This window comes from Paracoccus stylophorae (assembly GCF_028553765.1).
GTDB classification, from domain to species: Bacteria; Pseudomonadota; Alphaproteobacteria; order Rhodobacterales; family Rhodobacteraceae; genus Paracoccus; species Paracoccus stylophorae.
On record NZ_CP067134.1, the window covers coordinates 3,375,636 to 3,397,416 of the forward strand.

Below are 21,781 nucleotides of genomic sequence, written 5' to 3' on the forward strand. Positions count from 1 at the left end.
GCACGTTCCTGCCGTGGAACCGCTTACCCCCTCGGGAGAGAAATCATGTCCGAACTGATCGTCATTGCCTTCGACGACGAGACCACCGGCTTCGAGATGCGGGCCGAACTGGTCAAGATGCAGAAGGATTACCTGATCGAGATGGAGGATGCCGTCGTCGTCACCCGCAGCGGCGAGGACGACATCAAGCTGCATCAGGCCGTCAACCTGACGACCGCCGGCGCGGTCGGCGGCGGATTCTGGGGCGCGCTGATCGGGCTGGTGTTTCTGAACCCGATCCTGGGGGCGGCGGTGGGCGCGGGGGCCGGCGCGCTGGCCGGACGCTTCACCGATATCGGCGTCAACGACGATTTCATGCGCGAGGTGGGCCATTCGCTGCAACCCGGCGGCTCGGCGGTGTTCGTGCTGGTGCGCAAGATGACCGCCGACAAGGTGCTCGAGCGGCTGGCGCATTTCCACCGCAAGGGCCGGGTGTTGCAGACCTCGCTGTCGAACGAGGACGAGGAAAAGCTGCGCCACGCCCTGTCGGGCGAACAGCCGCCCGCGACCTGATCGCGCCCGGGCCCGTGCGCCCTGCCGTGCGCGCGGCTTGACGGGGCGGCGCGGGGCGTGACAAAGCCCTGTGCATGATCCTGCGCGCGATCTTCCGCCCCCCGGCGACCGATGCGGCCCCGGACACGGGCGGCAGACCCGCCGCCAGACGCTGGCGGCCGCTGCGGCGCGCGCTGATCTGGCTGCGATGGTTTGCGCTGCGGGTGCTGCTGTTGATGGCGGTGCTGGTGGGCATCTATGCGCTGGTCAATCCGCCGACGACCTGGACCATTGTGGCGGAATCGCGCGAACACCCGATCCGGCCGCGCCAATGGGTCGATCTGGGCCATATCGCCCCTGCCATGCGGCGCGCGGCGGTGGCCGCCGAGGACGCGAATTTCTGCCTGCACTGGGGCTTCGACATGACCGAGATCCGCAAGGTGGTGGCGTCGGGGTCCAGCCGCGGCGCCTCGACCATCACGCAGCAGACGGCCAAGAACGTGTTTCTGTGGCAGGGGCGCAGCTGGCCGCGCAAGCTGCTTGAGACGATCTATACGCCCATGATCGAGGCGCTGTGGTCCAAGCAGCGCATTCTGGAAGTCTATCTGAACGTGGCCGAGTTCGGGCCGGGGATCTTCGGGGTGGATGCCGCCGCGCGCAGCTACTATGGCGTGACGCCGGCGCAGCTGACGCCGGTGCAGGCCGCGCGACTGGCGGCGGTGCTGCCGGCGCCGAAATCGCGCGACGCGACCCGCGCCTCGGCCCGGTCGCGGGCGATTGCCGACGGGGCGGCGACGATTGCGCGGGATGGCCGCGCCGATTGCCTGCAAGAGGCGCGTTCCGGTTGAAACGCGGCCCCCCCGGGCTTATCAAGGCGCCGTTGCGCAAGAAGGGGGTCTCGAAGCAGTCGATGAACAACAACACGCAGACCACGCGACTTTACCATTCGATGCTGTCGCCGTTTTGCCGCAAGGTGCGGCTGGTTCTGGCCGAGAAGAAGATCGAGGTCGAGCTGGTCGAGGAGAAATACTGGGAAAACCCGCCCGACCTGAAGCGCCGCAACCCGGCCGGCAAGCTGCCGGTGCTGCGCCATCGCGGCAACATGCTGGCCGAAAGCCAGGCGATCATCGAATATCTGGACGAGGCGGTGCCCGAACCGTCGCTGATGCCGCGCCAGCCGCTGGAACGCCACGAGGTGCGCCGGCTATGCGCGTGGTTCGACGACAAGTTCAACGCCGAGATCACCCAGCCCATCCTGACCGAGCGGGTGTGGAAGAAGATCATGCGATCAGGCTATCCCGACAGCCGCGCGGTCAAGGACGGGCTGCGCGCGATCAAGGAGCATATCGACTATCTGACCACGCTGCTGGAGGAACGCCGCTGGCTGGCCGGCAACAGCCTGTCGCTGGCCGATTTTACCGCGGCGGCGCATTTTTCGTGCCTGGATTACATCTCGGACGTGGACTGGGACCGGTCAGAGACGCTGCGCGACTGGTATGCCACGATCAAGTCGCGCCCGGCCTTTCGCGGCGTGCTGGCCGATCAGCTGCCGGGCATCCACCCCGCCCCGCATTATGCCGAGCTGGACTTTGGATAAGAAAGGGGGGCGCTGCCCCCCATCGCCTGGCGGCGATCCCCCCCGGGATATTTCCGCGCCAAAGATCAAGCTTGCCCTGGCGTCCGAGGCCGAGGCGGCGGGGTTTGCGAAGATGGGGGTGACGCGGCCCGACGCGGTCCCCGAGATCGCCGGACGGTTGCAGGCCTTCCTGCGCGCCGGGCGGCACGGGCAGATGGGCTGGATGGCCGAACGGACGCATTGGCGCGGCGATCCCGCCGCGCTGTGGCCCGAGGCGCGGTCGGTCGTCATGCTGGCCGAGCTTTACACCCCCGATCACGATCCGATGGCGGTTCTGGACCGACCCGACCGGGCGGCGGTCAGCGTCTATGCACAGGGCCGCGATTACCACGATCTGGTCAAGAAACGGCTGAAGCGCGTCGGCCGCTGGCTGCTGGAGCAGGCGCCGGGGCACCAGATCAAGGTATTCGTGGACACCGCCCCGGTGATGGAAAAGCCGCTGGCGCAGGCCGCCGGGCTGGGCTGGCAGGGCAAGCACACCAATCTGCTGTCGCGCGATCTGGGCAGCTGGTTCTTTCTGGGGGCGATCTTCACCACCGTCGATCTGCCCCCCGACGCGCCCGAGGGCGAGCATTGCGGGTCCTGCCGGGCCTGTCTGGACATCTGTCCGACCGACGCCTTTCCGGCCCCGTTCCAGCTGGATGCGCGGCGCTGCATTTCCTATCTGACGATCGAGCACAAGGGGCCGGTCGATCCGGAATTGCGGCCGCTGATGGGCAACCGGATCTATGGCTGCGACGATTGCCTGGCGGTCTGTCCGTGGAACAAGTTCGCGCGCGAGGGCCGCGAGATGCGCTATCGCGGGCTGATCGGGGCGCCGCCGCTGGCCGAGCTGGCAGTGCTGGACGATGCCGGGTTCCGGGCGCGGTTTTCGGGCAGTCCGATCAAGCGGATCGGCCGCGACCGGTTCGTGCGCAACGTGCTGTACGCGATCGGCAATTCCGGCCGCGCCGAGCTGCGCAAGGTGGCGCGCGGGCTGACCGGCGATCTCGACCCGGCGGTGGCGGACGCGGCGATCTGGGCGGTGGCGCGGCTGGCCGCCCACGGCTAAAGCAGGAAGTCGTCCGCCCCCAGGGACAGATGCCCGTCGAGGCGGATCAGCATGTCGGCCCGGCCGTCGCCGTCGATCTCGGCCAGCACATGCGTCTGATCCCCGCGGTGAAGCCAGCGCAGCTGGTGGTCGTCGCTAAAGCCGCCGCGACCGACCAGGTGCAGATCCAGCGCCGACAGATCCAGACGGTCCTGTCCGGGGGTGAAATCGGCGATCCGGTCGGCCCCGCGCCCCGGCCTGCTGTCGCCGGCCGAGACGAAGCGGAACACGTCGCGCCCGCCGCCGCCATACAGGATGTCCGGCCCCGCGCCGCCGACGATGGTGTCATGTCCGGACCCGCCCCAGATCCGGTCCCGGCCGCCGCCGCCGACCAGCAGATCGTGGCCAAGATCGCCCCTGAGCGTATCGTTGCCGTTTCCGCCGAACAGCGTGTCGCGGCCGCTGTTGCCGCGCGCGACATCGTGTCCGCCGCCCAGCCGCAGCAGATCGTCGCCCGCGCCCGCGCCGTGGACGATGTCGCGGTCGCGGCCGCCGATGATGGTGTCGTTGCCCTGATCGCCGCGATAGCGGTTCACGCCGTTGCCGCCGATCAGCCGGTCATGGCCGTGCCCGCCCAGAAGGATGTCGTTGCCGTGATCGCCGCGCAGCGTGTCGTTTCCCGCCCCGCCCACCAGTATGTCGCGGTCGCGACCGCCCGACAGCCGGTCATGGCCCGACCCGCCGATCAGATAGTCGTTGCCGTTGCCACCGACCAGCGTGTCGTTGCCCCATCCGCCATCCAGCCGGTCATTGCCGGCATTCCCCCACAGCCGGTCCCGGCCGCCATTGCCGAACAGCCGGTCATGGCCGCCGCCGCCCCACAGACGGTCATGGCCCGAGCCGCCGTGCAGCGTGTCGTGATGTGCCTCGCCAAACAAAAAATCGTTGCCGCGATCGCCGTAGAGAAGATCGTTGCCGTTGCCGCCATGCAGGCTGTCATGGCCCATCTGGCCGCGGATCGTGTCGCGGCCCCATTGTCCCTTCAGCAGATCCGCGCCCCAGCCGCCGCGCAGCAGATCGTCGCCGCCGCCCCCGAACAGAAGGTCGCTGCCGCGCCCGGCGATCAGCGTGTCGTTTCCGCCGCCGCCGGTCAGGCGGTTGTTGCCGAAAAAATCCTCAAGCCAGTCGTCGCCCGCGCCGCCGTCAAGCGTGTCGTTGCCGGACCCGCCATCCAGTCGATCGTCGCCATCCTCGCCCCATAATTCGTCGTCGCCGTCGCCGCCGCACAGCGCGTCGCCGCCCGCACCGCCCCACAGCGTGTCATCGTCCGCCTGTCCCCACAGGCGGTCATCGCCGCCCGCGCCGTAAAGCAGGTCGTCGCCCGCGCCTGCGTCGAGAAGGTCGCCCCCATCGCCCCCGTCCAGAATGTCGCGGCCGGCACCCGCGATCAGCGTGTCGTCGCCGTCGCCGCCGGACAGGCTGTTGTCGCCGCGCGTATCCTCAAGCCGGTCGTGGCCGGCGTCGCCCGCCAGCGTGTCATCGCCATCCTCGCCGTCCAGAAGATCGTCGCCGTCCCCGCCCTGCAGCGCGTCATCGCCCTCGCCGCCCCACAGCACATCGGTGCCGGGACCGCCGGACAGCAGATCGCCGCCGGCCTGGCCCCACAGCGTGTCGTCGCCCTCATCCCCCTGCAGGCGGTCCGGGCCGCCGCCGCCGTAAAGAATGTCGTGCCCGGCACCGCCATAAAGGACATCGCGGCCGTCGCCGGCGATCAGCGTGTCGTCGCCCGCGCCGCCCAGAAGCCGGTTATGGCCCCAGAAATCGCGCAGCACATCGTCGCCCGCATCGCCCGACAGCGTATCGTCGCCGGCATCGCCGTCGATCCGGTCGTCGCCGTCGCCGCCATACAGGCTGTCATTGCCGTCGCCGCCTTTCAGCGTGTCGTGGCCATCGCCCCCCTGGATCAGGTCGTTGCCCGCATCGCCCGACAGATCGTCGTTCCCGCCATCGCCGAACAGCGTGTCGTTGCCATCGTCGCCCTGCACCAGATCGTCGCCATCGCCGCCGCGCAGCGCGTCGTGGCCGCCTCCGCCCAGAATCGTGTCGGCCCCGCCGCCGCCCGACACGGTGTCGTTGCCGCCCCCCGCCACCAGCCGGTCGCCGCCCTGCCCGCCCAGAAGCCGGTCGGCGCTGTCCGTGCCGAACAGCCAGCGCCCGACCGTCGAGGGATCGTCGGGCGCGACCTGTCCGGGGTCCAGCTCCGGCAGCAGGTAATGGGCGACCGGAAACATCGCGTTGGTGAAATCCTGCGGGTCCAGCGGTCGGCCATCGCGGCTGCGCAGGTCGATGGTCGTGTCCTTGTGCGTGATCCGCATGCCCCAGCCGAAGGGCTGAAGTTTCAGTTGCCAGACGCTGCGGACCGTGCCCATCAGCGACAGGTCCAGCCGGTCGGTGCGCGGGTCGAAATCCTTGACGATCACCCGCCCGCCCGCGCCGTCGATCACGAAGGTGTCGGCGCCGTCGCCACCGACCAGCATGATGTTCTGCCCGCCCGCAACCAGGATGTCGTCGCCTGCCCCGCCCTCAAGCCGGGTGGTGCCGGGGCGGGCGATCAGCAGGTCGTCGCCCGCCCCGCCGCGCACGGTGCCCGTGCCCGCCAGGATCGTGCCGCCCGGCGCGCCGGGATCGAAGACCAGCTGCGTGATGCCGGGCCGTGTCGCGCTGGTGACGAACAGCGCGATCTTGCCGTCGATCACCTGCGCGGCGATGGCGCTGACATCCTCCAGCGTCATGGCGTCGGTGTCGGCGATGGTGGCCAGATGCAGCAGCCGGCCGTCGGGCAGCAGGGTGAAGATGCTGATCCCGTCATCGGCGCCGCCCGCGAAGACATAGCCGCGACCGCCCACCACCGCGCTCGCCAGCGCGGAGACGCCGTCGAAGCGGGTGGTCAGTTCGTCCAGCACGTGATCGGTCGTCGTCAGCCGGCCATCGGCCCCCAGCCGGAACACCGTCAGCGAGGACGAGGACGAGCCGGCCATGACCAGAAACGTCTTGCCGCCGAATTGCAGCGCCTTGACGTCCGACGGGATGGCATAGCCGGTCCCTTGCAGGCCGGAATGGGTTTCGCCCGCCCCCAGCACGCCGTTTTCGGCCAGACGGTGGGTCGAGATGACATCGCCGCCCGACGAGATCGCGACCAGCAGCCGTTGGCCGCCGACGGTCAGGTCGATGATCTCGTCCAGCCCCGCGCCCTCGATCGCGCCGGTGGCGGGCAGGGTGACGGAGGAACGTGTCTGAAGCGTGCCGTCTTCCATCACCCGCCGCACGACCAGCGTCATGTCGTCCGCCCGGCCCGAATAGATGAAATCGCCCGCCGCGGTCGAGAATTGTCCCAGTGCGGTGATCCCCTGCCCGACCGGGGATTGGGCAAACAACGGATCGAAGCGGCCAAGCGAACCGCCCGCCTGCACCGGGACCGCCATCCCCTCGGCCCCGCCAAGCTGGCCCAGATGCAGGTGGACGCCGTCCGCAAGGGTCAGGACCGTCAGTTCCGGGTCGCGCTGCGGGGTGAAGCCGCGGGGAAAGGCCGTGCCGTCGATAAATCGCAGCGGCGCGTCGGCATCGGTGATCGCAAAGCTGGCGACGCCGCCGCCGGCATGGGTGGTGCTGAACAAAAGCCACTGACCGCCGATCCGCGCCAGCGCCAGATCGGTCACGTTCGACAGCCAGCCCTCATCGTCAGGCCCGTAGGTCGCCACAAGGCGATAGGAAGCCATGCCCCGCCCCCCGTGCAAACTTGTCCAACGCCCCCGAATCTAGGGGGCGCGGGCTTAAGAAGGCATGCAGGGACGGGCGCGGGACAACGCCGAAATGGGCGACATTTTAGGCATCAGGGGGGTCAGACGGGCCGGTCGGGGTCGCGGCCGAAGGCCAGCGGACCATAAAGGATCAGGCCCGGCTGGCTGACCGTGGCATCGCGCAGCATCTGCGCCAGCGCCTCGACCGTGGTGCGGACCAGCCGCTGATGGGGGTGGCCGACCGCCTCGGCGAACAGGGCGGGCGTGGTGCCGGGCAGGCCGTGGGCGCGCAGGCCGCGCGCCAGTTCGGGAAAGCTGCGCTGGCCCATGAACACGACGGTCGTGACCGAAGGATCGGCCAGCGCCGCCCAGTTGATGTCGCCGGGCAGATGCCCGGTCACGTCGGCCCCGGTCAGGAACTGCACCCGGCGCGCCGTCAGACGCCGGGTCAGCGGGATGCCCGCCGCCGCCGCCGCCGCGCTGGCCGAGGTGACGCCGGGCACGATCTGGAACGGGATGCCGGCCTCGGTCAGGGCGATCACCTCTTCCTCAAGCCGGCCGAAAATCCCGGCATCGCCGGATTTCAGCCGCACCACGCGCCGGCCCGCGCGGGCGTGATCGACCAGCAGCGCGTTCACGTGTTCCTGCCGGGCCGAGGGGCGGCCGGCGCGCTTGCCCACGGCGATCAGCTCCGCCTGCGGGCCGGCATGGTCCAGCACCGGCCCCGAGGCGAGATCGTCGAACAGCACGATATCGGCCTGTGCCAGCAGGCGCGCCGCCTTCAGCGTCAGCAGTTCCGGATCGCCCGGCCCGGCCGAGACCAGAGAGACGGAACCAGTCGGTCGTGCGGGATCGGACACGGGCAATGGGCTTTCGCTGCGGCAGACAGATGCCTGCTATAACACCGGCGACGGTTCTGACAATGCCGATGCGGCCGCGCCGGGCGCGGGAAACATCGCGCAGCCACGAAACTTTTCGGCGCGCGGCGCGTGACTGGAAGGGCAGCAGCAGGAGAGGACGATGGTGCAGATTTGCTGGTTCAGGCGGGTGTTGCGGCTGGACGACCACCCGGCGCTGGTCGCGGCGGCAAGGGCCGGGCCGGTCATTCCCCTTGTGATCCTGGACCCGGCCGAGGCGCGCGATCATCCCGCCAGCGCACAGCGTCAGGCGATGTCGCTGCCCCATCTGCAAACCGCGCTGCACCGCCACAACAGCCGGCTGATCGTCCGGCGCGGCGACCCGGCCGAGGTGCTGGAACGGATCGCGCGGCAGACCGGTGCCAAGGGCGTGCACGGCACCGAGGGCTTTCCGTTTGCCAGCGATCACGGGCTGAAGGCGGCGGTCGAACGCGGCGGGGCCACGCTGCACCTGCATCCGCTGGCCGATCTGGTGCCGCGTGCCTGCGTGCGCACGCAGCAGGGCGGCGTCTATCAGGTGTTCACGCCGTTCTGGCGCGCGTTGCGCGGGGTGGACATCCCGCCGCCGCTGGACCCGCCTCGCCTGACCCTGCCGCAGTCCTGGCCCGACAGCGACGGCCCTGACTGGCCCGAGGCGCGGGCGGCGATGGATCGCGGATGGGACGTGGTGGCCGAACATATCGCGGCGGGCGAGGATGCGGCGCGCGACCGGCTGGACCAGTTCCTGCACGGCCCGGTGACGGATTACGCCAGCCACCGCGACCAGCCGTGGCGGGGTTCGGCGACATCGGGTCTGTCCGACGCGCTGGCCGTGGGCGAGATCAGCGCGCGCCGCATCTGGCACACGGGTCTTGCCACGCGCGAGGACGGAACTCCGGGCGCCGACGATTTCCTGCGCGAGGTGGCGTGGCGCGAATTCGCGCGCGAATTGTTCCACGAAAGCCCGGACATGGGCGAACGCTGCTGGCGCGAGGGATGGAACGATTTTCCATGGAGACGCGACAACGCCGATGCGCGCGACTGGCGACGGGCCCGCACCGGCGTGCCGATGGTCGATGCCGGACTGCGCGAATTGTTCGTGACCGGCCGGATGCACAACCGGGTGCGGATGATCGCCGGCAGCTATCTGACCAAGCATCTTCTGACCGACTGGCGGGTCGGGCTGGACTGGTTCGCGCGCACGCTGATCGACTGGGACGCGGCGTCGAACGCGATGAACTGGCAATGGGTCGCGGGATGCGGGCCGGACGCCTCGCCCTATTTCCGGGTGTTCAATCCCGAATTGCAGGCGAAGAAATTCGACGGCGACGCGCGCTATCGCGACCATTGGCTGAAGCCCGATTCGCCCGGCGCGTGCGCCTTTGCGCAGGCCGCGCCGCGATCCTGGAACGTCGATCTGGTTCGCCGGCCCCTGCCCGCCCTTTCGTTGTCGCGGGGTCGGGCGCAGGCGCTGACCGCCTATGAGGATTTCAAGGAGTAGCACGATGAAAATGGCGATTCTCTATATCTCGACACTGGTGATTTTCCTGGCGGTGGACGTGGTCGGCATCAAGACGATCATCCGGCCGATCTTTGAACGCCATGTCGGCGATCTGATGGCCGATCCGCTGCGGCTTGGCCCGGCGGCGGCGTTCTATGCGTTCTATGTCGTGGGCCTGCTGTATTTCGTGTCGGTCCCGGCGCTGCGCGCGGATGCGCCGATCCAGGCGGCGTTGGCGGGCGCGTTTCTGGGACTGCTGTGTTACGGCACCTATGAATTCACCAGCCTGGCCATCCTGCGCGACTGGTCGTGGCAGCAGGTGATCGCGGACACGTCGTGGGGCGCGGCGCTGACCGGGTTTTCGGCATGGGCCGGCGTGACGATCGCGCGGATGGTCGGCTGATGCGCGCGCTGATCCTGGGTGCATCGGGCGGGATCGGCGGCGCGGTGGCCGCGCGGCTGCGCGACGGCGGCGGGCACGTCACCGGCCTGTCGCGCAGCGCGGACGGGCTGGATCTGACCGAGGCGGCGACGTTGCAGGATCACGCCACCCGTCTGGCGGGGCAGGAGTTCGACCTGATCTTCAACGCCACCGGCGCGCTGATGATCGGCGAGGACCGCCCCGAAAAAAGCTTCGAGGCGGCGCGGGCGGACGCCATGGCCCGGCAATTCGCGCTGAACGCGACGGGTGTGGCGCTGGCGATCCGGTATTTCGCGCCGCTGCTGGCCGGGGACCGGCGGGCGGTCTTTGCGTCGCTGTCGGCGCGCGTCGGTTCGATCGGGGACAACCGGCTTGGGGGCTGGTTCGGCTATCGCGCCGCCAAGGCCGCGCAGAACCAGATCATCCGCTGCGGCGCCATCGAATGGCGGCGCCGCAACGCCCGCAGCATCTTTGTCGCGCTGCATCCCGGCACGGTGACGACGCCGCTGACGGCGCGCTATGCCGACCGCTATCCGACCATTTCGCCCGCCCGCAGCGCCGAGGCGCTGTTGTCGGTGATCGACGGGCTGACGCCCCAGGACAGCGGCGGATTTTACGACTGGAAGGGCCAGCGGATCGAGTGGTGAGGCCTTAGCCCGCCAGATAGGGGGCGAAGGCCGCGTGAATCTGCCGCCCGTCGGGCTTGGTAAAGGACCCCCACGTGCCCAGGATGCGGCCCTGCGGGTCCAGCAGCACCTTGGAGAAGTTCCATTTCGGCACGAAGCCGGTCTGCTGGCGCACCCACCGATAGAACGGATGCACCTCGCCCTTGGCGACCGGCAGGATGTCGGTCATCGGCAGGGTGATGCCGTATTCGATGGTGCAGTATTCCTTGACCTTGGCGGCGTCGTCCAGTTCCTGATCGAAGTCGTTGGACGGCACCGCGACCACGACCAGCCCCTGCGGTCCGTATTCGTCCTGCATGGTCTGCATGTCGCGCAACTGCCCGGCAAAGCCGCACAGCGAGGCGGTGTTGACGACCAGGACCGGCCGACCGCGCCAGTCGGCGCTGTCCAGCATTCCCCCGTCGATCGAGGGGAAGGTGAAATGCGGCGTCGATTCGGCCGCCGCGCGACGGCTGAGCCCGGTGAAGGCGGCGGAGACCACGGTGGCAAAGGACAGAAACAGGCGGCGATGCATGGCAAGGGCCTTTCTCAGCTGCGAGTCGCCCCGAGGATACCATGCGCCGCCAGCAACACCGACCCCATGACCGCGATCAGCACGATCACGATGTTGAACGGCGAAAGATTGGCCGCGATCACCCCCAACAGCGCCCAGATGACGGCGGCGGAATAGGCCCATTCGCCGGGCTTCATCCGCTGCACCGCAAGGGCGATGACGGTGACGCCCGCCAGACACAGCACGGCGGCCCATGGCGCGGACACGATCCCGTATCCGCCCAGCACGATCCCGGCCGAGACGCCCGACGCCGCCGTCAGCCAGCCCGCATACAGTGCAACGGGGCGGATCTGCCACAGCGGATCGTCGCGCCCGGCGCGAAGAAAGGCGGTCAGCGCGAAGACCAGCATCAGCAGGATCAGCACCGTGGCCCAGACCGGCGCGCGGGCGGCGACCCACAGCCAGAAGACCCCGACCGACAGGCTGGCCAGCAAGGGCGGCCGCATCGCGCGCCAGTGATCGTCGTCGGGCCGCCGCCACAGGCCAAAGGCCGCGCCCGCGATCAGCCAGACATAGATCAGCCCCCAGATGGAAAACGCCCAGCCCGCCGGCTGGACCGGCGGGTCGTCCTGCGGCACCGGGAACTGGCCCGGATCATAGCCCGCGAAGTTCTGGAAGATCAGCGGCGAGGCGGCGAATGCCAGCGCGGCCAGCAGAACGGCGATGGCAAGCGGGTTCTTCATTCCGGTCCCCTTGTGACGGACGAATGCGACGACGCGCGCCCGCCATTTGCGCCGCGAAGCCTGAAGGCGCGGGCGTCAGCCCAGTTCCGACAACAGGATCTTTTCGATCTCGTCCACGGGATGATTGGTCAGCGTCTTGGGAACCTCGCCCACGACGCGGTCGGCGACCTCCTTGTGGATCTTGCTGCGCAGTTCGGCCAGGATCTTGGGCGCGGCGACCAGAACGATGCGGTCGAAGGCCCCGCGATGAGCGCGTTCGTAAAGCAGTTCGGCCAGATGATCGGCAAAGCGTTCCTTGGCCAGTTCGTGCCAGTCGGTGTCGTCATAGGCCGACCGCCCCTCTCCGACGCGCTGATGCTGCCGGCCGGGCCGGTTGGCGGATTGTTCGCGATCCGACGGGTTTTCCTGCTGTTCTTCGTGCCGCACCCGCAGGACCGGGTATTCGCCGTCGCCCTCGTTGACCAGAAACAGCGCCTTTTCCCCGTCGGCGATCAGAACCCAGGTTTCGTTGCTCAGCGTGTCGATCGTCATGTGCCATTCTCCCAACAAGACTGGGGACGCGCGACGGTCCCCGACAGGGGACCAACCAAGCTTGCCGCCGCCCGGTTCCTGCGCCCGCGCGCCCGTCAGGCCTCGGGCCGGACCACGAAGACCGAGGCGCGCGCGTTCCGGGCCAGCTTGCCGCCATGCGAGGGCCAGACGCGGTCGGCCATGCCGGGAATGTGCGAGGCCATCACCACCAGGTCGGCCTCCATGTCCCGCGCCGCATCCAGCAGCGCGTGATCCAGCTCGACCGCCGGGTCCGTCAGGGTCAGCGCAAGGCTGTCGGCCCTGACGCCCGCATCGGTGCCGATGCCGCGCGCGTAGTCGGCCAGCTTTCGCGCGTATTCCTGCGGATTATGCGCGATCGGGCCGGGGGTCGAGGCGGTCGCACCGACAAAGGTGATCGGCGCATCCCATTGCCGCGCCAACTGCGTCGCCACATCGACGGCGCGGCCGATCCGGTCGGCATGGGTCAGGTCGATGGGAACCATGATCTTGCGGAACATTCTTCCTCCTGCCAGCTTGCTGTGTCGCCGCGCCGCGCGGGTGCGCGGGCGGCGACCCGAGCCTATCACAGCCGGCGGCGGAATACGCCCCCACGCGGGCCATGCGCGCCAAGGCAGGCGTGTCGCGTCCATCACCTCTGCAACAGGTGGTCCTGTCCCAACCGGCGCAACGCGGTGTCCAGGCTGCCCTCGGCGGCGCGATAGCAGAACCAGCCCAGCCCCTGCCGGCGCAGCTCGCGCAGATCGTCGGAGAAGGCCGCGTATCCCCTCAACGCGGCCATGTCCTCGGCCGCGCCTCGGCGCTCAGTCGCAGCGCGCCGCGCAGCGCCAGAGCCGTCAGGCTGGTCGGAAATCCGGGCGCAAAGCCCATCCGCGTCATCGCCCGGCCTTCCTGCGGGTGCGGCCGTGCCCGCAGCGCCGCCAGCGCCAGCCGCGCCTTGCCGCCCACGGACGGCGACAGGCGTTCCAGAATCCGCAACGCCGGAAGCAGGTCCCGTTCGATCTCGCTGAAATCGGTGCCCAGGGGAAAAGCCGGCAGGTCAGCCCGCCAGGGGTCGAGCCACCCAGAGACCGTGTCGGGCAGGTTCCGCTGCGCCGCGTCGGGCAGGCGGAAATCGCGCGGCAGCTTGCCGGCCGCCATCGCCCTTGCGATCAGGTCGGGCTGGAACCGGCTGTCGGCAATTGCGATCAGCCGCGCGATCACGCCCGCGTCCGAGCGTCCGCGAAGATCGGCGATGCCGTATTCCGTCACCACGATGTCGCGCAGATGCCGCGGGATGGTCACGCTGTCGACCTGCCAGCAGATATTGCTGTCCAGCCGCGCGCCCGACCGGCGCGTCGCCGGCAGCGCGATGATCGCATGCGCGCCCGGCAGCGCAAAGGCCTGCGCGACAAAGTCGTATTGCCCGCCCACCCCGCTGACCACCTGCCCGTCGGCCACGGAATCCGACATGACATCGCCCAGCAACGAGACCTTCATCGCCTCGTTGACGAAACGCGCATCGCGGCGGGCGGCGCGGCGGGCGGCTTCGTCGCCGCGGATCTGGTTGGTGAAGCTGACCGGCATCATCCCGATCAGGTCGCGCCGGTCCTCGGGCATCTCGCGCAGGCTGCGATAGAAATCGCGGCTTTCGACGAAAAACCCGGCATGGATGGCGCGCCCGTCCACCTTGCGCTTGACGATGCCGTCCTGAAACAGCGCCAGAAGGCCGCCGACCAGCATCTCGGTCACGGCGTAAAGCCCCTGATCGAACCGGCCGCCGGCGTCCTGCCGGACCGGGAACGGGCAGGCTTGCTGGATGCCGTCCGCCCGGCCCTGATGGCGCAGGCGCAGCGCGTTCGCCACCGCATCCCCGACCGAGCCGATGCCGATCTGCAACGTGCCGCCATCCTTGACCAGCCGCGACACATGCAGGCCGATGGCGTGGCTTGCATCGTTCACCGGGCGCTTGACGGCGGAAAACAGCTCGAACGGGGCGGGCTGATCCAGGATCAGCGCGAAGTCCTCGCAGTCCAGCACCGCCCCCTCGCCTTGAAGAAACGGCAGTTGCGGGTTGATTTCCGCGACGGCCAGGAAATCCATCCGCCCCTCGGCCCGCAGGCGGAACAGATCGGCCGAGATGTCGGTATTCGACGACAGGCTGACGCGCCCTTCGCGTTCCGGCACCAGCTGCGCGATCACGTTCGGCCGGCGCGCGATCAGCACGTCCAGCGCGTCGGTATAGTTGACCGAGATATAGCTCTGCTGCGCCCGGTTCACGTCCAGCCAGTTGCCGGCCTGAAAGAAGAATTCGTTGACGGTGATGTTGTCGGGCAGCTTGCCGCGCCGCAGCAGATCGACATACAGCACCGCGGGATAGGCGCCGAACAGCCGATCCATCGCCGGCGCCAGAAACCGGCGTTCCAGATCCGAGGACGGGCGCGGCCGTTCCAGCGTCAGCGCGGTAAAGATCGACAGCCGGATCCCCGGATCGTCGCAGGCACGCCGCACCAGCGCATTGACCAGGCTGACCGGCTTGCCCAGACCCAGGGGCACGGCCAGCCTGATCTCGCCCACCGTCCGTTCCACGATCTGGCGCGCCGCCGCGTCGGGATCGTCAAGCCGGATCATCGTGGCCTACAGATCCGCCCACCCCGGATCGGGTGCGAATCGCGGATCGTGACGTTCGGCAAGCTGGTCCAGCCGCTGGCGGATCTCGGCCGGGCCGCGGGTGCGGGCGTAATGCATCGGGCCGCCGCGGAAGGGCGCAAAGCCGGTGGCGAAGACCATTGCCCCGTCCACCTCGTCCTCGTTCTTCGCGACATTCTTGCGCAGACATTCGACGCAGGCATCCAGCATTGGCAGGATCAGCCGGTCGGTCAGATCGTCGGGGCCGTCCTCATCCGTCTTCGGACGCGGCGTGCCGTCGGACCAGTCATAGAATCCCCGCCCGGCCTTCTTGCCCGTCTCGCCCGCCTCGACCCGCGCGCGCAGGCGGTCGCTGATGGGCGGCATCGGCTTGTCCAGCGCGGATTTCAGGCTTTCGGCGACGTCCAGACAGATATCCAGCCCGACCTGATCGGCCAGCGCGACCGGACCCATCGGCATGCCGAAATCCATCGCCGCGCGGTCGATCACCGCCTTGTCGATGCCTTCCTCCATCAGCACCATTGCCTCCATCAGATAGGGCGTCAGCGCGCGGTTGACCAGAAAGCCGGGATAATCGGTCACGGGTGCGGGCAGGCGGTCGATGGCGCCGCAGAACGCCGTCAGCCGGCCGATCACCGCGTCCGAGGTGGCGTCGTGGCGCACCACCTCGACCAGTTGCATCTTCGAGACCGGGTTGAAGAAATGCAGCCCGGCGAAGCGTTCGGGCTGCGGCACCGCCGCGCGCAGTTCCGACAGCCGCAGGCTGGAGGTGTTGGTGGCCAGGATCGCGCCCTGCTTCATCCGCGCGGCGGCGTCGGCGTAGATCCGTTCCTTCAGGTCCGCGTCCTCGGGCACCGCCTCGATCACCAGATCGGCGCGCGCAAGACCATAGCCTTTGGGGTCGGGCATCATCCGGTCCAGCGCGTCGCGCGTTTCGATCCCGTCCAGATGCTTGTCCTTGCACAGGCTGGCCGCGGCCCGGACGGCAGCGGCCAGGGCGTCGGGTTCCAGATCGCCCAAGGTCACGCGCTTGCCGCGAATGGCTGCCCAGGCCGCGATCTCGGTGCCCATCGCGCCTGCGCCGATCACGTGGACATGGGCGATGTCGTCATCGCCGCGCGCATTGTCCTTCAGCCCCTGCCGCAGGAAAAAGACCCGCCGCAGGTTCTTCGACGTGTCGCTGTCCAGCAGCGCGGCAAAGCTGTCGATCTCGGCCTGCTGCATGGCGGCGCGGTCTTCGCCGTGGCGTTCCCACAGATCGATCAGCGCATAGGGCGCGGGATAGTGGCGCGGATCGGCCTTCTTGCCCGTCTCGCTGCGCATCTTGCGGGCGGCAAGGCTGCGCGCCTGATCGAACTGCAACGCCCGCGCCTTCAGCCCGCGCCCGTCGCGGTCCACGCGATCGTCCAGCACCGCCTCGATCGCGGCGCGGACATGGCGTTCCTGGGTCACCAGATCGGCGATGCCCAACGTCTTGGCCTGTTTCGTGTGCGCGGTCTTGCCGGTCAGCATCAGGGTCATCGCCTCGACCGGATCGATCAGCGCCGGCAGGCGGAACGTGCCGCCCAGACCCGGATGCAGGCCCAGATTGACCTCGGGGAAGGCGAAACTTGCGCCCTCAATGGCGATGCGCCAGTCGCAGGCCAGCGCAATCTCGAACCCGGCCCCAAGTGCCGCGCCATGCACGACCGCGATGGTCGGACAGGGCAGCGCCTCGAGCCGGTCCAGAACCTCGTGTCCCTGACGCAGCAGATCGGCCGCGCCCTGATCGCTCATCCCGGCGAAACTGCCGATATCGGCGCCGGCGGCGAGCCCGCCCTGCTTGGCCGACCGGATGACGACGCCGCGCGGCGGGGACGCTTCCAGCGCCGCGACGTGATCCTGCAACCCCCGGATCACCGGTTCCGAGATCGTGTTGACCGCGCTGCCTTGGCAGTCCAGCACCAGCCAGACGATGCCGTCCGCCTCGGCCCGCCGCCAGGGGTGGCCCTCCATCCCCTCGGCCGGGCCCAGTTCCAGCTTGGTTTCGCCCAGATATGTCAGCACCGGTCCCGTCATCACACGGCCTCCAACAGCATCGCGCCGCCCAGCCCGCCGCCGATACATTCGGTGGCGATGCCGTTTTTGCGGTCCAGCCGCTTCATCGCGTTCGCCAGATGCAGCACGATCCGGTTGCCGCTGGTTCCGACCGGGTGGCCAAGCGAGATCGCGCCGCCATCGACGTTCAGCCGGTCGCGGCCGATGCGTCCGAACGCATCCTCAAGCCCCAGCACCTGACGGCAGAAGCCGGGATCGTCCCACGCCGCCAGACAGGCCAGTACCTGCGCGGCAAACGCCTCGTTCAGTTCCCACAGCCCGACATCGTCCACCGACAGGTCGTGGCGCTGCGCGATGGCGGTGGCGCACAGCACCGGCCCCAGCCCCATGACCGAAGGGTCCAGCGCCGACCATTCGCTGTCCGCGATGCGCGCCAGCGGGGTCAGGCCATGTGTCTCGACCGCCTGCTCCGAGGCGACGATCACCCATGACGCCCCGTCGGTGATCTGGCTGGCATTGCCGGCCGTCACCTTGCCATAGGGCGGCTCGAAGGCGGGTCGGGGCTTGGCCAGCCCTTCCATGTCGCTGTCGGGGCGCACGCCGTCATCGGCCAGATAGGCGTTGCCGTCGGTGTCGAAGGCCGGCATCACCTCGTCCTCCAGCCAGCCTTCCTGTTGCGCGCGGGCCAGCCGATGATGGCTTTCCATCGCATAGGCATCGGCGGTCTTGCGGTCGATGCCAAAGCGGAAGGCCAGGATCTCGGCCGTCTGGCCCATGTTCAGATCGGTGACCGGGTCGGTCAGACCGCGTTCCAGACCGACCACCGGTTTGAAGAATTCGGGCCGCACGCCGGCCAGCGCCCGCGCACGCTCCATCGCGCCTTTGGCCTGCGACATCCGCCCGAACCATTCGACCGCGCCCTGACGCAGGACCAGGGGCGCGTGGCTCAGCGCCTCGGTGCCGCCGGCCAGGATCATCTCGTGCTGGCCGTCGCGGACATAGCGATAGGCGGTATCGATGGACTGCATCCCCGATCCGCAATTGATCTGCACGGTGAACGCCACCATCGCCTCGCCCAGCCCCAGACGCAGGGCGGCGACGCGGGCCGGGTTCATCTCGTCCGCGATGACGTTGACGCAGCCAAGGATGACCAGATCGAACAGACGCGGATCGAAGGGCTGGCGCGCCAGCAGCGGGCGGCCGCATTGCACCGCCAGATCGACCGGCGTGAACGGCCCCGGCTGGCCGCGCGCCTTCAGGAACGGGGTGCGGGCGCCATCCACCAGATAGACGGGTCGGGTCATTGGGCTGCGACCTCCTTTTGCCGGTCCCTGTCGTGACGGTCCTTGTCTTGCCGGCCGTTGTCTTGCCGGTCGCTGTCGAAACCGGCGAAATAGCGTGCCAGTTCCTCGGGCGTGAAATCGTCCACCGCGATGACCCGGTCGACCAGATCCTGCATCCGCGCCAGACGGTCGCGGTCGTCCAGCGAGATGATGCCGGCGGCAAGCCCGCTGTCGGGATCGTGGCCCGCCTCGCGCAGCCGTTTGCTCAGCGGGGCCAGCGTCGTCACCCGATCGTAGGCCTGGTTCAGCACGGCGATGCCGTCGCGCGCGCAGCCCGAATGGACGCGCCCGGTGATGCGGTTGCGGGTGGCCGAGGGTTCGAAGATCAGATCGGCGCATTTGCGCACCGTGTCGTCATCCGGCCCGCGCGCCGCACCGCCGGGCAGGGTCAGCATCCGCGCCACGACAGCGGCCCACCGTGCGGGGAAATTCGCCAGAACCTCGTCCATCGCGGTGCGGATACGGGCGAACGACCCGGCGGCGGCATGATCCAGCAGCGGCAGATCGGCCTCGGGGCTGCCATCGTCGCGCCAGCGTTTCAGCGCGGCGGACAGCAGATACATCTCGGACAGGATATCGCCCATGCGGGTCGAAATCATCTCCTTGCGTTTCAGCGCGCCGCCCATCGTCAGCAGCGCCAGATCGACGACCAGCGCATAGCAGGACGACCAGCGCGCCAACTGGCGATAGATCGGGGCGACCTTGCCGGCATCCGACGGCGCGGGGGCCAGCCAATTGCCCGACCACGACCGCAGCCAGCTGCGGCCCAGATTGCGCAGGCTGTGGCCGACATGCGCCCAGAACGGGCCGTCGAAGGCATCCAGGCTTTCGCGGTCGTCGCGGATTTCCAGCGCCTTCATCTCGTCCAGCAGATGCGGATGCGCGCTGACCGAGCCCTGACCGAAGATGATCAGCGAGCGGGTGACGATATTGGCACCCTCGACGGTGATGCCGATGGGCACGGCGCGATACAGCGGCAGCAGGTAATTCGACGGCCCGTCGATCACTGCCTTGCCGGAATGGACGTCCATCGCATCGTTCAGCGCCTCGCGCATCCGGGTGGTCGCATGCGCCTTCATGATCGCCGAGATGACCGACAGGGCGTGCCCCTCGTCCAGACCGGCGCAGGTCAGGCGTCGCGCGGCGTCCATCACATAGGCGTCGGCGGCCAGTCTGCCCATGCAGACCTGCACGCCGCCGAACTTGCCGATGGGCAGATCGAATTGCTGGCGGATGCGGGCATAGGCCCCGGTCGTGTGCGCGCACAGCGCAATCGCCGCGCAGCCCATCGACGGCAGAGAGATGCCGCGCCCCGCCGCCAGCGCGCTCATCAGCATCATCCAGCCGCGCCCGGCATAGTCCAGACCGCCGATGATGTTGTCCAGCGGGATGAACACATCCGTGCCGGTGGTGGGGCCGTTCATGAACATCGTGGTCGAGGGGATGTGCCGCCGCCCCGTCTCGACCCCCGGCAGATCGGTCGGCACCAGCGCGCAGGTGATGCCGATATCGGGGGTGTCGCCCAGCAATCCATCGGGATCGCGCAGCTTGAAGGCAAGGCCCAGAACCGTGCAGACCGGCGACAGTGTGATATATCGCTTGGCCCAGTTCAGCCGGATGCCCAGCACCTCCTCGCCCTGCCATTCGCCGCGCTCGACGATGCCTTCATCGACCATCGCCGAGGCGTCCGAGCCCGCCTCGGCACTGGTCAGGCCAAAGGCGGGCAGTTCGCGCCCGTCGGCCAGACGCGGCAGCCAGTGATCGCGCTGCGCGTCGGTGCCGAACTGATGCAGCAATTCGCCCGGCCCAAGCGAGTTCGGCACCATCACCGTCACCGCCGCCGCGACCGAACGTGTGGCGATGAAGCGCACGATTTCCGAATGGGCATAGGCGGAAAAGCCCAGACCCCCGTATTTCCGGTCGATGATCATGCCGAAGAACTTGTGCCGGCGCAGGAAGGCCCAGCATTCGGGCGGCAGATCGCCGTCCTGCTGGTTGATGCGCCAGTCGTCCAGCATCCCGCACAACTCCTGGCACGGGCCGTCGATGAACGCCTGTTCCTCGTCGGTCAGGGTGGGCGCGGCCACCGCGTGCAGCCGGTCCCAGTCGGGGTTGCCGGCGAAAAGCTGCGCCTCCCACCAGACATCGCCGACGCTCAGCGCCTCGGCCTCGGTTTCGGACAGCGACGGCATCGCCTTGCGCGCCCATCTGTGAATCGGGCGGGTCAGCCATTTCTTGCGGAACTCGGACATCGGAAAGCCTCCGACGATCAACCCGTCCGGACGCCGCGGGTTCCCGCGACCTGCGAATCGGCGCGGGCAGATGGCGTCAGGCGTGGGCCAGCCGATACTGGACGACGTCGGTGCGGTTCACCCGGAACGAGGCGGCACATGCCGCCAGATAAAAGCGCCAGACGCGGATGAACGCCTCATCGAAGCCCAAGGCGCGGATCTGGGGCAGGTTCGCCTCGAACCGCTCAAGCCAGTCGCGCAAGGTGCGGGCATAGTCGGGGCCGAAGCCGAACGCATCCTGCACCACCAGCCCCGCGCGCTGCGCCCCCGCCTCGAACCGTGCGGGCGAGGGCAGCATGCCGCCGGGAAAGATGAAGCTGCGGATCATGTCGCCGCCCTTGCGATAGCGCGCGAAATAGCGGTCGGCGACGGTGATCACCTGCACCATCGCGCGGCCGCGCCGGGCCAGCAGCTGCGCCAGCTTGTCGAAATAGACCGCCCAGTATTTCTCGCCCACCGCCTCGAACATCTCAATTGAAACGATGTGATCGAACTGGCCGGTCTGGTCGCGATAATCCTGCAACGCGATCTGCGCATCGCGCCCCAGACGGGCGCGCGCATACTCGGCCTGTTCGGTGGACAGCGTCAGCCCCCTTGGCGCGAAATCGCCCCGCGACAGCGCCCGTTCGGCAAAGCCGCCCCATCCGCAGCCGATCTCGAGCAGGCGGCCCGACCGGCTGGCCAGGTTGTCGATGATCCGGTCGTATTTGCGCTGCTGCGCGCCGGCCAGATCGTCGCCCACCCCGTACAGCGCCGAGGAATAGGTCATGCTGGGGTCCAGCCACAGCCGATAGAAATCGTTGCCCAGATCGTAATGCGCCTGAATGTTGCGCCGCGATCCCGCGCGGGTGTTGCGGTTGAGGAAATAGACCGTGCGCGCCGCCAGCGCGTTCAGCCAGCCGCCATAGATATAGCTGTCCAGCACATCCTCGTTCATCAGCGCCATGCGCAGCAGCGATTCGAGGTCGGGCGTGTCGCACCAGCCGTCGCGATAAGCCTCGGTCAGGCCGATATCGCCCTTCGCGGCCAGCGCGGCGACCATGCGCCAGTCGCGGATGACCAGATGCGATTGCGGTCCCGGCGCGTGGCCACCAAAGTGGTGGACCGTGCCTTCCGGCGTCTCGACCTCCAGCGTGCCGAACCGGATCCCCTCGGCCGTCTTCAGAAATTCGCGGGCGAATCTGCGCTCCAGCATCGCG

General features: G+C 68.7%; 19 protein-coding genes. 7 read left to right on the forward strand and 12 right to left on the reverse strand.

The features are described 5' to 3' along the window. The first annotated feature begins 45 nt into the window (after positions 1-45). From JHW45_RS16760 to queG, 4 genes are all read left to right on the forward strand, one after another. Positions 46-552 (forward strand): DUF1269 domain-containing protein, encoded by a 507-nt coding sequence (locus JHW45_RS16760; protein ID WP_272858718.1) that lies wholly within the window; start codon positions 46-48, stop codon positions 550-552. A gap of 74 nt (positions 553-626) precedes the next feature. Further along, positions 627-1,379 (forward strand): monofunctional biosynthetic peptidoglycan transglycosylase, encoded by a 753-nt coding sequence (gene mtgA, locus JHW45_RS16765; protein ID WP_272858719.1) that lies wholly within the window; start codon positions 627-629, stop codon positions 1,377-1,379. A 62-nt stretch (positions 1,380-1,441) separates the two neighbouring features. After that, on the forward strand, positions 1,442-2,128 hold the full coding sequence (gene fzlA / locus JHW45_RS16770; RefSeq protein WP_272858720.1) for an FtsZ-binding protein FzlA: 687 nt from the start codon (positions 1,442-1,444) through the stop codon (positions 2,126-2,128). Between the two features lie 112 nt (positions 2,129-2,240). Continuing rightward, positions 2,241-3,218 carry a tRNA epoxyqueuosine(34) reductase QueG gene (queG, locus tag JHW45_RS16775; protein ID WP_272858721.1) on the forward strand — a complete coding sequence of 326 codons (978 nt, stop codon included), beginning with the start codon at positions 2,241-2,243 and terminating at the stop codon, positions 3,216-3,218. Here queG and JHW45_RS16780 read toward each other — a convergent pair. Further along, on the reverse strand, positions 3,215-6,973 hold the full coding sequence (locus JHW45_RS16780) for a calcium-binding protein (protein WP_272858722.1): 3,759 nt from the start codon (positions 6,971-6,973) through the stop codon (positions 3,215-3,217). The two genes, queG and JHW45_RS16780, sit on opposite strands and share 4 nt — an antisense overlap. 122 nt (positions 6,974-7,095) lie before the next feature. Then, entirely contained in the window at positions 7,096-7,854 is a 759-nt protein-coding gene (gene cobA, locus JHW45_RS16785; RefSeq protein ID WP_272858723.1) for a uroporphyrinogen-III C-methyltransferase, read from the reverse strand. Positions 7,855-8,014: 160 nt separating this feature from the next. Here cobA and JHW45_RS16790 point away from each other — a divergent pair, with 160 nt between their 5' ends. Genes JHW45_RS16790 through JHW45_RS16800 form a run of 3 tightly spaced genes read left to right on the forward strand, consistent with a single transcriptional unit; the run spans position 8,015 to position 10,459 of the window. Continuing rightward, positions 8,015-9,391 (forward strand): cryptochrome/photolyase family protein, encoded by a 1,377-nt coding sequence (locus tag JHW45_RS16790; protein ID WP_272858724.1) that lies wholly within the window; start codon positions 8,015-8,017, stop codon positions 9,389-9,391. A 4-nt stretch (positions 9,392-9,395) separates the two neighbouring features. Next, on the forward strand, positions 9,396-9,794 hold the full coding sequence (locus JHW45_RS16795) for a DUF2177 family protein (protein ID WP_272858725.1): 399 nt from the start codon (positions 9,396-9,398) through the stop codon (positions 9,792-9,794). Further along, positions 9,794-10,459: an SDR family NAD(P)-dependent oxidoreductase gene (locus tag JHW45_RS16800; protein WP_336385796.1), complete on the forward strand. Its 666-nt coding sequence runs from the start codon at positions 9,794-9,796 to the stop codon at positions 10,457-10,459. Before JHW45_RS16795 ends, JHW45_RS16800 begins: the two co-directional genes overlap by 1 nt. Before the next feature lie 4 nt (positions 10,460-10,463). Here JHW45_RS16800 and JHW45_RS16805 read toward each other — a convergent pair whose 3' ends face one another. The 10 genes from JHW45_RS16805 to JHW45_RS16850 form a co-directional block, all read right to left on the reverse strand. Beyond that, positions 10,464-11,012, reverse strand: a complete 549-nt coding sequence (locus JHW45_RS16805; RefSeq protein WP_272858726.1) for a glutathione peroxidase — start codon at positions 11,010-11,012, stop codon at positions 10,464-10,466. Between the two features lie 14 nt (positions 11,013-11,026). Further along, positions 11,027-11,734 carry a tryptophan-rich sensory protein gene (locus JHW45_RS16810; RefSeq protein ID WP_272858727.1) on the reverse strand — a complete coding sequence of 236 codons (708 nt, stop codon included), beginning with the start codon at positions 11,732-11,734 and terminating at the stop codon, positions 11,027-11,029. A 75-nt stretch (positions 11,735-11,809) separates the two neighbouring features. Continuing rightward, entirely contained in the window at positions 11,810-12,265 is a 456-nt protein-coding gene (locus JHW45_RS16815; RefSeq protein WP_419181817.1) for a host attachment family protein, read from the reverse strand. A 95-nt stretch (positions 12,266-12,360) separates the two neighbouring features. Continuing rightward, positions 12,361-12,783, reverse strand: a complete 423-nt coding sequence (locus JHW45_RS16820; protein ID WP_272858728.1) for a universal stress protein — start codon at positions 12,781-12,783, stop codon at positions 12,361-12,363. Positions 12,784-12,914: 131 nt separating this feature from the next. After that, the gene (locus tag JHW45_RS16825) at positions 12,915-13,064 is read right to left on the reverse strand and encodes a hypothetical protein (protein ID WP_272858729.1); all 150 of its coding nucleotides are present in this window, start codon (positions 13,062-13,064) and stop codon (positions 12,915-12,917) included. Then, the gene (locus JHW45_RS16830; RefSeq protein WP_272858730.1) at positions 13,052-14,893 is read right to left on the reverse strand and encodes an acetyl-CoA hydrolase/transferase C-terminal domain-containing protein; all 1,842 of its coding nucleotides are present in this window, start codon (positions 14,891-14,893) and stop codon (positions 13,052-13,054) included. Before JHW45_RS16830 ends, JHW45_RS16825 begins: the two co-directional genes overlap by 13 nt. Before the next feature lie 6 nt (positions 14,894-14,899). Next, entirely contained in the window at positions 14,900-16,969 is a 2,070-nt protein-coding gene (locus JHW45_RS16835; RefSeq protein WP_272858731.1) for a 3-hydroxyacyl-CoA dehydrogenase NAD-binding domain-containing protein, read from the reverse strand. Beyond that, positions 16,969-18,252: an acetyl-CoA C-acetyltransferase gene (locus JHW45_RS16840; protein WP_272858732.1), complete on the reverse strand. Its 1,284-nt coding sequence runs from the start codon at positions 18,250-18,252 to the stop codon at positions 16,969-16,971. Before JHW45_RS16840 ends, JHW45_RS16835 begins: the two co-directional genes overlap by 1 nt. Beyond that, positions 18,249-20,543 carry an acyl-CoA dehydrogenase gene (locus JHW45_RS16845; protein ID WP_272858733.1) on the reverse strand — a complete coding sequence of 765 codons (2,295 nt, stop codon included), beginning with the start codon at positions 20,541-20,543 and terminating at the stop codon, positions 18,249-18,251. The genes JHW45_RS16840 and JHW45_RS16845 overlap by 4 nt, the downstream gene beginning before the upstream one ends. Positions 20,544-20,619: 76 nt before the next feature. Further along, positions 20,620-21,777, reverse strand: a complete 1,158-nt coding sequence (locus tag JHW45_RS16850; RefSeq protein WP_272858734.1) for an SAM-dependent methyltransferase — start codon at positions 21,775-21,777, stop codon at positions 20,620-20,622. Positions 21,778-21,781: the final 4 nt, after the last annotated feature.